This is a genomic window from Pseudomonas sp. GD04019 (assembly GCF_029837695.1).
Classification (GTDB): Bacteria; Pseudomonadota; Gammaproteobacteria; order Pseudomonadales; family Pseudomonadaceae; genus Aquipseudomonas.
Genome location: NZ_JAOEEA010000006.1, coordinates 260271 through 273942, shown reverse-complemented (window position 1 = coordinate 273942; position 13672 = coordinate 260271). Strand labels below are relative to the sequence as shown.

9 protein-coding genes and 1 pseudogene are annotated in these 13672 nt (G+C 66.1%); 8 read left to right on the top strand and 2 right to left on the bottom strand.

Annotated features, from left to right (window positions below; translation table 11 throughout):
* Nucleotides 1-16 precede the first annotated feature (16 nt).
* Genes tssJ through N7607_RS12030 form a run of 8 tightly spaced genes read left to right on the top strand, consistent with a single transcriptional unit; the run spans nt 17 to nt 11566 of the window.
* Entirely contained in the window at nt 17-487 is a 471-nt protein-coding gene (tssJ, locus tag N7607_RS12065; protein ID WP_279865767.1) for a type VI secretion system lipoprotein TssJ, read from the top strand.
* A 3-nt stretch (nt 488-490) separates the two neighbouring features.
* The gene (tssK, locus tag N7607_RS12060; RefSeq protein WP_279865769.1) at nt 491-1822 is read left to right on the top strand and encodes a type VI secretion system baseplate subunit TssK; all 1332 of its coding nucleotides are present in this window, start codon (nt 491-493) and stop codon (nt 1820-1822) included.
* A gap of 2 nt (nt 1823-1824) precedes the next feature.
* Complete coding sequence (gene icmH / locus N7607_RS12055) at nt 1825-2685, top strand: type IVB secretion system protein IcmH/DotU (RefSeq protein WP_279865770.1); 861 nt, start codon at nt 1825-1827, stop codon at nt 2683-2685.
* A 6-nt stretch (nt 2686-2691) separates the two neighbouring features.
* Nucleotides 2692-6213: a type VI secretion system membrane subunit TssM gene (tssM, locus tag N7607_RS12050; protein ID WP_279865771.1), complete on the top strand. Its 3522-nt coding sequence runs from the start codon at nt 2692-2694 to the stop codon at nt 6211-6213.
* A complete protein-coding gene (locus N7607_RS12045; protein ID WP_279865772.1) occupies nt 6213-6944 on the top strand; it encodes a serine/threonine-protein phosphatase in 732 nt (243 codons plus the stop codon). Before tssM ends, N7607_RS12045 begins: the two co-directional genes overlap by 1 nt.
* Entirely contained in the window at nt 6941-7900 is a 960-nt protein-coding gene (locus tag N7607_RS12040; protein WP_279865773.1) for a serine/threonine-protein kinase, read from the top strand. Before N7607_RS12045 ends, N7607_RS12040 begins: the two co-directional genes overlap by 4 nt.
* 25 nt (nt 7901-7925) lie before the next feature.
* Nucleotides 7926-10007, top strand: a complete 2082-nt coding sequence (gene tssI, locus N7607_RS12035) for a type VI secretion system tip protein TssI/VgrG (RefSeq protein WP_279865774.1) — start codon at nt 7926-7928, stop codon at nt 10005-10007.
* Between the two features lie 56 nt (nt 10008-10063).
* The gene (locus tag N7607_RS12030) at nt 10064-11566 is read left to right on the top strand and encodes a hypothetical protein (protein ID WP_279865775.1); all 1503 of its coding nucleotides are present in this window, start codon (nt 10064-10066) and stop codon (nt 11564-11566) included.
* An 18-nt stretch (nt 11567-11584) separates the two neighbouring features.
* On the opposite strand, the pseudogene N7607_RS12025 reads toward N7607_RS12030, so the two are convergent.
* Both N7607_RS12025 and glmS read right to left on the bottom strand, forming a co-directional pair.
* Nucleotides 11585-11814, bottom strand: a pseudogene (locus N7607_RS12025) (hypothetical protein).
* A gap of 14 nt (nt 11815-11828) precedes the next feature.
* A complete protein-coding gene (glmS, locus tag N7607_RS12020) occupies nt 11829-13664 on the bottom strand; it encodes a glutamine--fructose-6-phosphate transaminase (isomerizing) (protein WP_279865776.1) in 1836 nt (611 codons plus the stop codon).
* Between the last annotated feature and the right edge of the window lie 8 nt (nt 13665-13672).

Below are 13672 nucleotides of genomic sequence, written 5' to 3'. Positions count from 1 at the left end.
AGCAAGGATGAATGCCATGCGCCGTCTTATCAGCCTTAGCCTGTTGTCGCTGCTCGCCACCCTCGGTGGCTGCTCCAGCCTGTCGCCCTACTCCGACACCACCAAGCTCGACCTGCGCCTGCAGGCCAGCGAGGACCTCAACCCGGACCTGGCCGGCCGTCCCTCGCCGATCGTGGTGCGCCTGCTGGAGCTGAAGAATCCCTCGTCGTTCAACAACGCCGAATTCTTCTCCCTGTACCAGCGGCCGAAAGAGTCGCTGATGCCTGACCTGGTCAGCTTCGAGGAGATGGAAGTGCGCCCCGGCGAAGAGCGCGACCTCAAGCTCTCGGTACAGCCGGGCAGCCGCTACGTCGGCGTGATCGCCGCCTACCGCGACCTGCCGGAAGCCAGCTGGCGCTATGTGGTGTCGCTGCAGGAAGGCGAGATCAACCAGGCCGGCGTGGTGCTCGGCAAGCGCGGCCTCGAACCGCTCAAACAAGAGGACTGAGCAATGGAAATGCTCAAGGTTGTCTGGCAGGAAGGGATGCTCCTGCGCCCACAGCACTTCCAGCAGAACGATCGCTACTTCGAGCACCAGCTCAAGTCGCGCTCGCGCCTGCAGGACATCTATCCCTGGGGCTTCTTCAGCCTGGAGATCGACCGCCAGTTCCTCGGCATGGGCAAGCTGGTGCTCAGCCAGGCCAGCGGCGTGCTACCCGACGGCAGCCTGTTCGAACTGGACGCCAGCCGTGAGCCGCTGGCCCTGGATATCCCGCCGAACACCGCGGCCACCCCGGTGTACCTGGCCCTGCCGCTGGTCACCGGCAACCACATCGAGAGCCGCCGCAGCGAACAGCAGGACGTGCTCGCCCGCTACCGCGCCCAGGACCAGGAAGTGGCCGACTCCAACGCCGGCGATGTCACCGTCAGCCAGGTCAGCTGCGGCCGCCCGGACTTCCGCCTGCTGCTCGGCGAGCAGCAGAACGACCAGGCCTTCGTGAAGCTCAAGGTGGCAGAGATCTTCGATACCAGCCCGGACGGGGTGATCAGCCTCGATCAAGATTTCACGCCGACCTTCCTCCACACCCAGGCGTCCAGCTACCTGCTGTCCTGCCTCAAGGAAGTGATCAGCCTGCTCGGCCACCGCGGCGACATCCTCGCCGAGCGCGTGCGCGCCGCCGGCAAGCTGGGCAATACCGAGGTCGGCGACTTCCTCATGCTGCAGCTGGTCAATCGCTACGAGCCGCAGCTGCGCCATTACCTGTCCCTGGAGCAGATGCATCCGGAGTTGCTGTACCGCGAGCTGGTCGGCCTGCTCGGCGAGCTGGCCACCTTCGCCGCCGACCACAAGCGCCCGCGCCTGGACGGCCGCTACCTGCACAACGATCAGGCCGCCAGCTTCCGCAAGCTGATGGAGGCGCTGCGCCAGGTGCTGTCCATGGTGCTGGAGCAGCACGCCATCGAGCTGCCGCTGCAGCAGCGCCAGTACGGCATCCAGGTCTCGCCGCTGCAGGACCACGCGCTGCTCGGCAACGCCACCTTCGTGCTCGCCGCCGACGCCCAGTGCGAGTCCGAGGAGCTGCGCAAGCGCCTGCCGGCGCACCTGAAGATCGGCGCGGTGGAGCGCATCCGCCAGCTGGTCAACCTGCACCTGCCGGGCATCAAGGTGAAGCCGCTGCCGGTCGCGCCGCGGCAGATCCCCTTCCACGCCGGCAAGACCTACTTCGCCCTGGAGTTCAGCGCCGAGGAACTGGCGCAGCTGGAGAGCTCCGGTGGCTTTGCCTTCCACGTGTCCGGCGACTTCGCCGGGCTTGAGCTGAAATTCTGGGCGATCAGGAGCTGAACATGATCAGGGAAGCACAGGACAAGACCGTCGTCCTCAACCGCCAGGGAGAAGGCGCCGCACCACGCGGCCCGCTCACCGACTTCGCCACGCCGCGCTTCGAGCAGCTTGAGGAGCGCATGGTCTACGCCGCGCGCATGCGCCCGGCGGAAGTCTTCAACATCAGCTTTAACCCGCTGGTGGCCGCCAGCGCGCTGCTGCTCTCGGAAGTGGTGCGGCTGAAGACCCACGCCAGCGCGGAGAACTTCGACGCGCTGAACGAGCGCCTCAACGTGGCGATCAAGCTGTTCGAGCATCGCGCCCTGCAGGAAGGCGTGGAAGGCGGCCAGGTGATGGCCGCGCGCTACGTGCTGTGCACGGTGGTCGACGAGGCGGTGGTGACCACGCCCTGGGGCAACGAGAGCGCCTGGTCGCAGATGAGCCTGCTGTCGACCTTCCACAACGAGACCTTCGGCGGCGAGAAGTTCTTCCAGCTGCTCGAACACCTGTCGCGCAACCCGGTCAAGCACCTGGCCATGCTCGAGCTGATGTACATCTGCCTGTCGCTCGGCTTCGAGGGCAAGTACCGCGTGCTGCCGCGCGGCATGCTCGAACTGGAGGCGATCCGCGACAGCCTGTACCGGCAGATCCGCCAGCTGCGTGGCGATGTGCCGCGCGAGCTGTCGCCGCACTGGGAGGGCCTCAAGGAAGGCCGCCGGCGGCTGGTGCGCATCGTCCCCGGCTGGCTGGTGGCAGTGGCCACCGTGGCCGGCCTGGCGCTGCTCTACGCCGGCTTCAGCTGGGTGCTGCACGAGCAGCGCGGCACCGTGCTGCAACCCTATCAGGCGGTAGAAGCCGCCCCTGCCCCATCTGTTCAGGGATAAGTTGAGATGAAGGACTTTCTCAAGAAAACCGCGGCGTTCTTCCGCAAGACCTGGGTCTGGAGCCTGTGCCTGGTCCTGGTGCTGGCCCTGCTGATCTGGTTCGTCGGCCCGCTGCTGGCGGTGGCCGACTCCAAGTTCTGGGCGCCGGCGGCCAGCCGCCTGGTCAGCATCAGTCTGCTGTTCCTCGCCTGGGGCCTGTTCATCGTGTTCGTCAGCTGGCGCGCCAACGTGCGCAAGAAGGCCGAGGCGGATGACGCCGATGCCCAGGAACGCCTGCGCCGCGACGGCCTGATCAGCGAGGAGCAACTGGAGCTCAAGGGCCGCTTCAAGCAGGCCCTGCGCACCCTGAAGACCTCCAGCCTGTACCGCGGGCGCAGCGAGAAGTGGCGCAACGACCTGCCCTGGTACCTGCTGCTCGGCCCCGAGGGCAGCGGCAAGACCAGCCTGCTGGACTTCTCCGGCCTGGATTTCCCGCTGAACAAGGGCGACGAGCGCCGCCTGACCAAGGACGTCGGCGGCACCCGCTATTGCGACTGGTACTTCGCCGACCACGCCGTGCTGCTGGATACCGCCGGCCGCTACCTGACCCAGCCCGACGTGGCGGTAGACAGCCGCGCCTGGCACACCCTGCTCAGCCTGCTGCGCAAGCGCCGCGCGCGCCCGCTGAACGGCGTGCTGGTGAGCATCCCGGTCGACACCCTGCTGTACGCCAGCGAACTGGAGCTGGAGAACCTGGCCCGGCAGACCCGCCAGCGCCTGCACGAACTGCACGCCGAGCTGCGCGCCGAAGTGCCGGTGTATCTGGTGCTGAGCAAGGCCGACAAGGTCATGGGCTTCGACGAGTTCTTCGACCAGCTGAGCCGCGAAGAGAGCGACCAGGTGCTCGGCACCAGCTTCCGCAAGGGCCAGAGCGCCACCGACGCCAGCGTGGTGCGCCAGGAGTTCGAAGAGCTGCTGCGCCGCCTCAACAGCCAGGTGATCATGCGCCTGCACCAGGAGCGTGACACCCAGCGCCGCGGCCGCATCCTCGACTTCCCGCACCAGCTCGGCCAGCTCGGCGAGCGCCTGTGCCTGCTGGTGGAACTGGCCTTCAGCGGCAACCGCTACCAGCGCTCCAGCCAGCTGCGCGGCTTCTACCTGACCAGTGCGCCGCAGTTGCAGGAACTGCTCGACCCGAGCACCACCGGCATCGGCCGCAACCTCGGCCTGGCCGGCAGCAGCCTGCCGACCTATCGCAGCGGTCGCGCGCGCTTTATCAACCAGTTGCTCAGCCGAGTGATCTTCCCCGAGGCCGAACTGGCTGGCCTGGACGACAAGGAAGTACGCCGCATCGACTGGCGTCAGCGCGGCCTGTACGCCGGTGCGGCCGCCTGCCTGGTGCTGTTCGGTCTGCTCTGGGGCACCAGCTATTCGGCCAACCACGGTCGCCTGGAACAGCTGCGCGAACTGGCCCTGCAGCTGGGCCGTGACGGCGAAAGCATCAACGCCAAGGACGACGCCCAGCGCGCCCTGCCGCTGCTCGACGGCAGCTACACCGCCACCCAGGTGTTCCCCGCCACCGGCGCTGCCAGCCTGCTGGAGCGCGGCGGCCTGTACCAGGGCCCGCAGGTGCAGCCGCAGGTGCATGCCGCCTACCGCCGCAGCCTGGAGAGCGAGCTGCTGCCACGGGTGGCACGCCAGCTGGAGGCGCAGATCCGCGCCAACCGCGACGACCGCGAGCTGCTGCTCGGCAGCCTGCGCGCCTACCTGATGCTCAATCTCGAGGAGCGCCGCGACCCGGCCTTCCTGCAGGAGTGGCTGGCCGCCGACTGGTCGCTGCGCTATGCCGGCGACGAGCCGACCCAGAAGCGCCTCAACGCGCACTTCCAGCGTCTGCTGGCCGAGCCGTTCAGCGCTTACCCGCTGAACGACAACCTGGTGGCCGAAGCGCGGCAGATCCTGCGCAGCGAGTCGCTCGCCGGCGTGGTCTACCGCATGCTTCGCGACCAGGCCCGCAGCCTGCCGGACTACCGCATCGCCCAGGCCCTCGGTGCGCAGGCGCCGCTGCTGCTCGGCAGCGACTACGCCATCCCCGGCCTGTACACGCAGAAGGGCTACCAGCAGTTCTTCGTCGCCCAGGGCCTCGGCCTGGTGCGCGACATCCTCGCCGACAACTGGGTACTGGGCGAAGGCAACCAGCTCAGCGACCACGACCTCGGCCGCCTGATGGTGGAGCTGGAGCAGCTGTACTTCCGCGACTACGCCAACTACTGGGGCGAGGCCATCGCTCAGCTGAGCCTGGAACCGATCGGCAATACCGCCCAGGGCATCACCGTGCTCACCGCCCTGACCGCGGCCAACTCGCCGCTGCTGCAGGTGCTGGTGGAAGTACGCGACAACACCCGCTTCGACCTGCCGGCCGCCGCCGACCAGACCGATGACCTGGCCGCCCAGGCCAAGCTCGGCAAAAAGGGCAAGCTGGCCGCCGCCGCGGCCGGCAAGGGCCTCGATGCCATCGCCAAGAGCCTGCCGGACACCGCTCGCCGCGCCCTGCAACGGCGCTTCGAACCGCTGCACCGTCTGCTCGACGACAACAGCGGCGCCGGCCCGGAACTGGCCGCCACCCTGCAGGCGCTGGACGCCCTGCAGCTGCAACTGAGCGGCATGGCCCACGCCAGCTCGCCGGAGCAGGCCGCCTTCGAGCTGGCCAAGGCGCGTATGGGCGGCCGCCCGGACGCGATCAACCAGGTCCGCGGCACCGCCGCGCGCCTGCCGCAACCGGTGGGCAACTGGCTGACGCTGATCGCCGACGACAGCTGGCAGCTGGTGCTCAACGACGCCTACGGCTACCTGAACAAGCGCTACCGCAACGAGCTGTACGCCTTCTACAAGGAGTCGCTGTTCAAGCGTTACCCATTCAGCGCCAAGAGCGACAGCGACGTGGCCATCGCCGACTTCCGCGAGTTCTTCAAGGCCGATGGCGTGGCCGATGCGTTCGTCGACCGCTACCTCAAGGCCTTCGTCAGCGACAGCGACGGCGAGTACCAGCTGCGCCGCATGGACGGCCAGGGCCTGCCGCTGTCGCCGGTGTTCCTGACCCAGATGAACCGCACCCAGGTGATCCGCCGCAGCTTCTTCGCCGAGAACCCGGCCGAGCCGCTGGTGCTGTTCAAGCTGGAACCGTTCGCCCTGGACTACAGCCTCAACCGCGCCGACTTCCGCTTCGGCGGCCAGCAGATGGAGTACCGCCACGGCCCGATCATCGCCACCGCCTTCCGCTGGCCGGCCGAGGGCGAGAGCGAGCGTAGCAGCCTGGTCCTGGAGGAACAGGGCGGCCGCCGCGTCGGCATCGAGAAGAACAGCGGCCCCTGGGCCCTGTTCCGCCTGATCGACATGATGAAGGTGGAGCAACACAGCGGCCGCGACGTGCTGCTGCTCAAGGCCAACCTCGACGGGCTGCAGGCCAAGTACCTGCTGCACAGCCAGCGCTCGCCGAACCCGTTCGATGCCAGCCTGCTGCGCCAGTTCAAGCTGCCGGCGACCCTCTGATGAAGGTCGCCCAACGCCTCTGGTCCAGCGCCGGGCGCACCGACACCGGCAAGGTGCGCGAGCGCAACGAGGATGCCTTTCTCGACCAGCCACAACAGGGCCTGTGGGTGGTCGCCGACGGCATGGGCGGCCACCAGGCCGGCGACCTGGCCAGCCGGCTGATCGTCGAGAGCCTTGCCGAGCTGCCCGCGGACCTGGATTTCGAGGACCGCCTGGACGCCCTGCGCGACTGCCTGCATCGCCTCAACCGCCACCTCAGCCTGGGCCTGACCCTGACCGGCGAGACTCAGGATCTGCTGGTCGGCAGCACGGTGGTGGCGCTGCTCGCCGAAAGCAGCCGGGTGGTCTGCGTGTGGGCCGGCGACAGCCGCTGCTACCTGCTGCGCGGGCGCCAGTTGTTCCAGCTCAGCCGCGATCATTCGCTGCTGCAGCAACTGGTCGAGGAACGCGGCATGAGCCCGGCGGACGCCGCGCGCCAACCCGGTGCCCACGCCCTGACCCGGGCCATCGGCGCGGCCGAGGAATTGCAGCTGGACATCCTCGAACTGGAGAGCCTGCCCGGCGACGTGTTCCTGCTGTGCAGCGACGGTCTCTATCAGGACCTCGATCACGACGACATGACCGCCGCCCTGCTGCGCCCCAGCCCGCAGCTGGCCCTGCAACGCCTGTTCGACCTGGCCCTGCAGGGCCCGGCCCGCGACAACCTGAGCGGCGTGGTGATCAATCGATGAACGCCGAAGCCAAGGTGGTCAGCGCCGACCTAACGGTGATGGCCGGCGCCAACCCGGCGCGCGTCGCCCGCCCGTTGCCCAAGGACCTGCCCGAGCTGCTCGGCGGCCGCTATCAGATCGAACGGCTGCTCGGCGTCGGCGGCATGGGCGCCGTGTACCGCGCCCGCGACCTGCTGCGCGAACAGTTCGGCGAACCGCAGCCCTGGGTGGCACTGAAGACCCTCAGCGAGGACTTCGCCGAATACCCGGACGCCAGCGCCCTGCTCTACAGCGAGTTCGCCCTTACCGCGCGGCTCAGCCACCGCAACCTGGTGCGCTTCTACAGCTTCGAAGTGGACCCAACCTGCCAGCGCGCCTTCATCACCATGGAGTTGCTCAAGGGCAACACCCTCGACCATGTGCTGCACCAGTACCCCAGCGGCCTGCCCTGGCCCGAGGCGCAGCGGGTCGCCCTCAGCCTGCTGGAAGCGCTGCGCTACGCCCACGACCAGGGCGTGCTGCACGGCGACCTCAAGCCGAGCAACCTGATGCTCGGCGACGACGACATCCGCCTGTTCGACTTCGGTCTCGGCCAGGCCCGCGAGGGCTTCCTCAAGGGCCTGCCGCGCCTGGCGCGCAGCCGCTTCGCCGCCTGGACGCCACGCTACGCCGCCCCCGAACTGCTCGACGGCGCCACCCTGAACGCCGCCGCCGACGTCTACGCCGTGGCCTGCGTGATCTACGAACTGTGCAGCGGCCAGCATCCTTTCCGCCGGCAAAGTGCTAAACAGGCGCTGGCAATGGAACTGCCGCTGACGGCCCCCGCGGACCTGCCCCGCGCACTGTGGCCGGCCCTGCGCGCCGCGCTGGAATTCGATCCGGCCAAGCGCTGCAACCTGCCGGACCTGCTGCGTGCCTTCCGCGCCCAGCGCCCGAATGCGTCGCTGCTGACGCGCCTGCTGCGCCGCCCGGCCTGATTGCGCCTATCGACAAGGACGACACATGTTCAACCCCGCCAACCAGACCCACTTCAGCCTGACCCTCGAAGGTCTCGACCACGACCTGCAGGTGCTCGAATTCAGCGGCCGCGAGGCCCTCGACCAGCCCTATCGCTTCGCGGTGGAACTGGTCAGCGAGAAGCCCGACCTGGATCTCGACGAGTTGCTCGGCAAACCAGCCTTCCTCGCCATTGCTCCGGACGGCAGCGGCATCCACGGCCTGATCCACGATGTCGGCCAGGGCGAGTCGGGCAAGCGCCTGACCCGCTATCACCTCACCCTTAGCCCTAAGCTGACCTGGCTCGGCTATCGCACCAACCAGCGCATCTACCAGCACCTGACGGTGCCGCAGATCATCGCCCTGGTCTTGGAAGAGCACGGCATCCTCGGCGGCGCCTACCGCTTCCAGCTCGGCCCGACCGTCTACCCGGAGCGCGAGTACTGCGTGCAGTACGACGAGACGGACCTGCACTTCATCCAGCGCCTGTGCGAGGAAGAGGGGCTGCACTACCACTTCGAGCATTCGGCCAAGGGCCACGTGCTGGTGTTCGGCGACGACCAGACCGGCTTCCCCAAACTCGGCCAGCCCACCGCCTATGTGCAGGACAGCGGCCTGGTCGCCGATGAACCGGTGATCAAACGCTTCAACCTGCGCCTGGCCACCCGCACCAACCAGGTCAGCCGCCGCGACTACGACTTCGAACAACCACGCCTGCAGCTGGAGACCAGCGCCAAGGCCGACTTCCAGCCCAAGCTGGAAGACTACGACTACCCCGGCCGCTACACCGAGCGCACGCGCGGCAAGCACCTGTCGCAACGTGCCCTTGAGCGCCACCGCGCCGACTACCAGCTGGCCCAGGGCGAGAGCGACCAGCCACGCCTGGTGACCGGCCACCTGCTGGAAATCTCCGACCACCCACGCCGCGAATGGAACGACCTCTGGCTGCTGCAGGAAGTGCTGCACGAGGGCAAGCAACCGCAGGTGCTGGAAGAGTCCATCACCAGCTTCGGCGGCTCTCTCCCCTCTCCCCCCGGGAGAGGGGCCGGGGGTGAGGGAATATCCGCCAGCTCGGACGACTTCAAACAGGGCTACCGCAACCGCTTCACCGCCACCCCCTGGGACGTATTGCACCGCCCCGCCCTGCGCCATCCGAAACCCAAGGTGCTGGGCAGCCAGAGCGCCGTGGTCACCGGCCCCAAGGGCGAAGAGATCCACTGCGACCAGCACGGCCGGGTCAAGGTGCAGTTCCACTGGGACCGCGAAGGCCAGGCCGACGACACCACCAGTTGCTGGCTGCGCGTCTCCAGTAGCTGGGCCGGCGATCGCTACGGCGGCATCGCCATCCCGCGCATCGGCATGGAAGTGCTGGTCACCTTCCTCGAGGGCGATCCCGACCAACCGCTGGTCACCGGCTGCCTGTACCACAAGGAACACGTGGTTCCCTACGACCTGCCGGCGAACAAGACCCGCAGCGTATTCAAGACCCTGAGCAGCCCGGGCGGTGGTGGCTACAACGAGCTGCGCATCGAGGACCGCAAGGGCCAGGAGCAGATCTATATCCACGCCCAGAAGGACTGGGACGAGAACGTCGAACACGACCAGAAGATCCGCATCGGCCACGAGCGCCACGACACCGTGGAGGCCAACAGCTACACCGAACTCAAGGCCGAGGAACACCACACCACGCATCTGCATCGCAAGGTGGAGGTGAAGGCCGAAGACCACCTGACCATCGCCCAGAACCAGCACATCAAGCTCGGCGCTGCCCAGCTGACCAAGGCCGGCCGCGAGATCCACCTCAAGGCCGGACAGAAGATGGTCATCGAGGCCGGCGTCGAACTCACCCTCAAGGCCGGCGGCAGCTTCATCAAACTCGACCCCAGCGGCATCACCCTGGTCGGCCCCCTGGCCAAACTCAACGCCGGCGGCTCGCCAGGATCTGGTAGTGGGATTGCCATCAAACAGCCGCTGCAGCCGGGGATGGCGGACAGGGACAAGGCGGGGAATCTGCTGGATGAGGCGGTGGTCAATAGCCGGGACAGCCGTCTTCAATCCCCCATGCGCATGCTCAATTTCTCCAGCTAAATCAGGACTCGCGCATCACCAGGCGCTTCCAAGGAACAGGACAGATTCATATCGCCATGGCAGACAACACACCAATCAAGTGGGCTTATCCCTTCCCAGCCAAACCAGCCTCGTCGGGTAGCAGCGCTGGCGACACCAACAACCCAGAGCTGTATTTCCAGGCACTGGCAAAAGCCAAAGACGGCTTCTATCCAATGGGCGCCAGCGGCTTATTGCACGGCGGTGTGCACTTCGATGAAGGTACGGCAACCTGCCTCGATCAGTCAGAAGTGAAGTGCATTGCCGACGGCGAAGTGATCGCCTATCGCATCGACGAGCAATACCCCAGAACCACCTATGGCGAAGGCCCGACAGCGGTACACCTGCCGTTCTCGACCGGCTTCGTACTGGTCAAACATCAGCTGAAATTCCCAGCTCTGCAGGTCAAGCCCGGCACAGAAGAAGCTGTAGACACCACGCCAACAGCCACGCCGGAGCTTACCTTCTACAGCCTGTACATGCACCTGATGGACTGGGCTGGCTACCAGACCAAGCCCAGTATGAAACGCCCCAGCTTCTGGGGTAACGGCTTGTGCAAGGTAAAAGCCGATGCACCGGACAGATTGCAGGGATTGAATGTTCGCGCCCACTACAAGGTAGCCCTCGGCCACGCGGATCGATCTGCCTACGAAAATATCCTGGCGACATTGCCTCGCGGAACGGTCGTCGAGGCAGCGAGCGGGCCCGAGGCTGAGCAGAGAGACTGGATAAAACTGGCCAGTATCACACCGGCTATCGACGGTCTTGAACCCAGCAACTGCTGGGCCTACAAGCCAGAGATGAAAAGCCTGGGCGACAATCGCTATCTGGTAAGCGAAGGTGCCAAAGACCCTATCGCCCCAACGCAGCAGGGGCTCAATGTACGCTCAGCCAGCTCCAAGGGCGACATTATTGCCCTTCTGCCGGTTGGTGCGCAGCTACGCATCAGTTCGGATGGCGCAGCGAGCAAGTACCGCAAACTGGAAGAGATCATCAGCGGCGCCCCAGTGCCCCCTCTGTCTGCCGACAGCAGTGGCAAGCTTCCAGGCTATGTCTGGCTGGACTCTCTGGAGACCAGCAACGAACCCAAGGCTCATGACGGCAGCGTGGTGGTGCTGGATCAACCGGTAGCCATCAAGGCAGGCGAGTTGATTGGGCATATCGGCCAATACCAGAACTTCGACGATGCACGCCCCAGATCGGTGCTACACCTGCAAACCTTCACCTGCGACGATCTTCCCGCCTTTATCGAGCAGTGCCGCTCTTTAGCAGAGAAGTTGCCAGACGATCAAAAAACACTGATCAAGGTACATGTCGATACCAAGATGGCCCAGGCACCTGCAGCGGATAGCACGGTCGCTGCGGAACGGAACGTAAGGCTGTGCAGCGACTCCCCCAAGGAAGGCTGCTGGGCCAAGGTACAGCAGTATGTGGAACTCAAAGCCAAGAAGGCTGGATTCGGTGCTTATGACAGCGCGAAGAACTGCTACCCGATGGATAACAGGGGACAGACCACGCTTTTCTGTGCGTACATGCTTTAGCGTGACTAGTAGCAGGGCTTAGAGATGTATCTCTGCACCCTTGATGCCAAGTAGCCGAAGGTCTTCGATCAAGCTATTAAGGTCGGAAAAAGACTCCACTTGCTCCTGGTCATCAACCAGGAAAAAGCTAGTGCCCACTCCCTTCTTCAACAGCACGATCCACTCCGGGTATTCGCCGGATTGGCGATAATATGGGTGTCAAAAAGCACACCCTGAGCCTGCTTGCTCTGTATGTCCTCACGTCGCATCAGCTGCCCCCTGCTTACTCAACCGTCACGCTCTTGGCAAGGTTACGCGGCTGGTCCACGTCGGTGCCCTTGAGCACGGCCACGTAGTAGGACAGCAGCTGCAGCGGCACGGTGTAGAGGATCGGGGCCAGCACGTCGTGGATGTGCGGCATGTTGATCACCTGAGTGCCTTCGCCGTTGCTCATGCCGGCGGCGCCGTCGGCGAAGACGATCAGCTCGCCGCCACGGGCGCGGACTTCCTGCAGGTTGGACTTGAGCTTTTCCAGCAGCTCGTTGTTCGGCGCCACGGTGACCACCGGCATGTCGGCATCGACCAGGGCCAGCGGGCCGTGTTTGAGTTCGCCGGCCGGGTAGGCTTCGGCGTGGATGTAGGAGATTTCCTTGAGCTTGAGCGCACCTTCCATGGCCACCGGATATTGGGCGCCACGGCCGAGGAACAGAGTGTGGTGCTTCTCGGCGAACAGCTCGGCGACCTTCTCCACGGTCTTGTCCATGGCCAGCGCCTCGCCCAGGCGGGTCGGCAGGCGACGCAGTTCTTCCACCAGTTCGGCGCCGACAGCGGCGTCCAGGGTGCCACGCACCTGGCCGAGAGCCAGGGTCAGCAGCAGCAGGGAAACCAGCTGAGTGGTGAAGGCCTTGGTCGAGGCCACGCCGATTTCCGGGCCGGCCTGGGTCAGCAGGCACAGGTCGGATTCGCGCACCAGGGAGCTGGTGCCGACGTTGCAGATGGTCAGGCTAGCCAGGTAACCGGCCTGCTTGGCGTTGCGCAGGGCGGCCAGGGTGTCGGCAGTCTCGCCGGACTGGGAGATAGTGATGAACAGGCTGTCCGGCTGCACTGCTACCTGGCGGTAGCGGAACTCGCTGGCCACTTCGATCTGGCAGGGAATACCGGTCAGCGCTTCCAGCCAGTAACGGGCGACCATACCGGCGTGGTAGCTGGTACCGCAGGCGACGATCTGCACGTTGCGCACCTTGGCGAACAGTTCGGCGGCCTGCGGGCCGAAGGCCTGGACCAGCACGTGGTCGCCGCCCAGGCGGCCTTCCAGGGTGCGCTGCACGACCTTGGGCTGCTCGTGGATTTCCTTGAGCATGAAGTGGCGGTACTCGCCCTTGTCGGCGGCCTCGGCACCTTCGTGGTACTGCACCGACTCACGCTGTACCGGTTGGCCGGCGACGTCCCAGATCTGCACGCTGTCGCGGCGGATCTCGGCGATATCGCCCTCCTCCAGGTACATGAAGCGGTCGGTGACCTGGCGCAGGGCGAGCTGGTCGGAGGCGAGGAAGTTCTCGCCTAGGCCCAGGCCGATCACCAGCGGGCTGCCGCTGCGGGCGGCAAGGATGCGGTCCGGCTGGGCGGAGCTGATCACGGCCAGGCCGTAGGCGCCGTGCAGCTCGGGAATCGCGGCCTTGAGCGCGGCGGTGAGGTCACCGAGCTGCTGCAGCTTGTGGTGCAGCAGGTGGACAATGGTCTCGGTGTCGGTATCGGAGGTGAAAACGTAGCCGAGGCCCTTGAGACGCTCGCGCAGTTCCTCGTGGTTCTCGATGATGCCGTTGTGCACCACGGCCAGTTGCTCACCGGAGAAGTGCGGGTGGGCGTTGCGCTCGCTCGGCGCACCGTGGGTGGCCCAGCGGGTGTGGGCGATGCCCAGGTGACCGGTCAGCGGCTCGCCGGCCAGAGCCTGGCTCAACTCGGCGACCTTGCCAACACGGCGACGGCGTCGCAGCTCACCGGCCTGGGTGAAGACCGCCACGCCGGCGCTGTCATAGCCGCGGTACTCCAGGCGCTTGAGGCCTTCGACCAGGATCGGGGTGATGTTGCGTTCGGCGACGGCGCCAACGATGCCACACATATCGGTTC

What these genes read in the sequence shown, in the direction of transcription:
- tssJ (WP_279865767.1), top strand. Translation starts at nt 17, where the DNA reads ATGCGCCGTCTTATCAGCCTTAGCCTGTTGTCGCTGCTCGCCACCCTC.
- tssK (WP_279865769.1), top strand. Translation starts at nt 491, where the DNA reads ATGGAAATGCTCAAGGTTGTCTGGCAGGAAGGGATGCTCCTGCGCCCA.
- icmH (WP_279865770.1), top strand. Translation starts at nt 1,825, where the DNA reads ATGATCAGGGAAGCACAGGACAAGACCGTCGTCCTCAACCGCCAGGGA.
- tssM (WP_279865771.1), top strand. Translation starts at nt 2,692, where the DNA reads ATGAAGGACTTTCTCAAGAAAACCGCGGCGTTCTTCCGCAAGACCTGG.
- N7607_RS12045 (WP_279865772.1), top strand. Translation starts at nt 6,213, where the DNA reads ATGAAGGTCGCCCAACGCCTCTGGTCCAGCGCCGGGCGCACCGACACC.
- N7607_RS12040 (WP_279865773.1), top strand. Translation starts at nt 6,941, where the DNA reads ATGAACGCCGAAGCCAAGGTGGTCAGCGCCGACCTAACGGTGATGGCC.
- tssI (WP_279865774.1), top strand. Translation starts at nt 7,926, where the DNA reads ATGTTCAACCCCGCCAACCAGACCCACTTCAGCCTGACCCTCGAAGGT.
- N7607_RS12030 (WP_279865775.1), top strand. Translation starts at nt 10,064, where the DNA reads ATGGCAGACAACACACCAATCAAGTGGGCTTATCCCTTCCCAGCCAAA.
- glmS (WP_279865776.1), bottom strand. Translation starts at nt 13,664, where the DNA reads ATGTGTGGCATCGTTGGCGCCGTCGCCGAACGCAACATCACCCCGATC.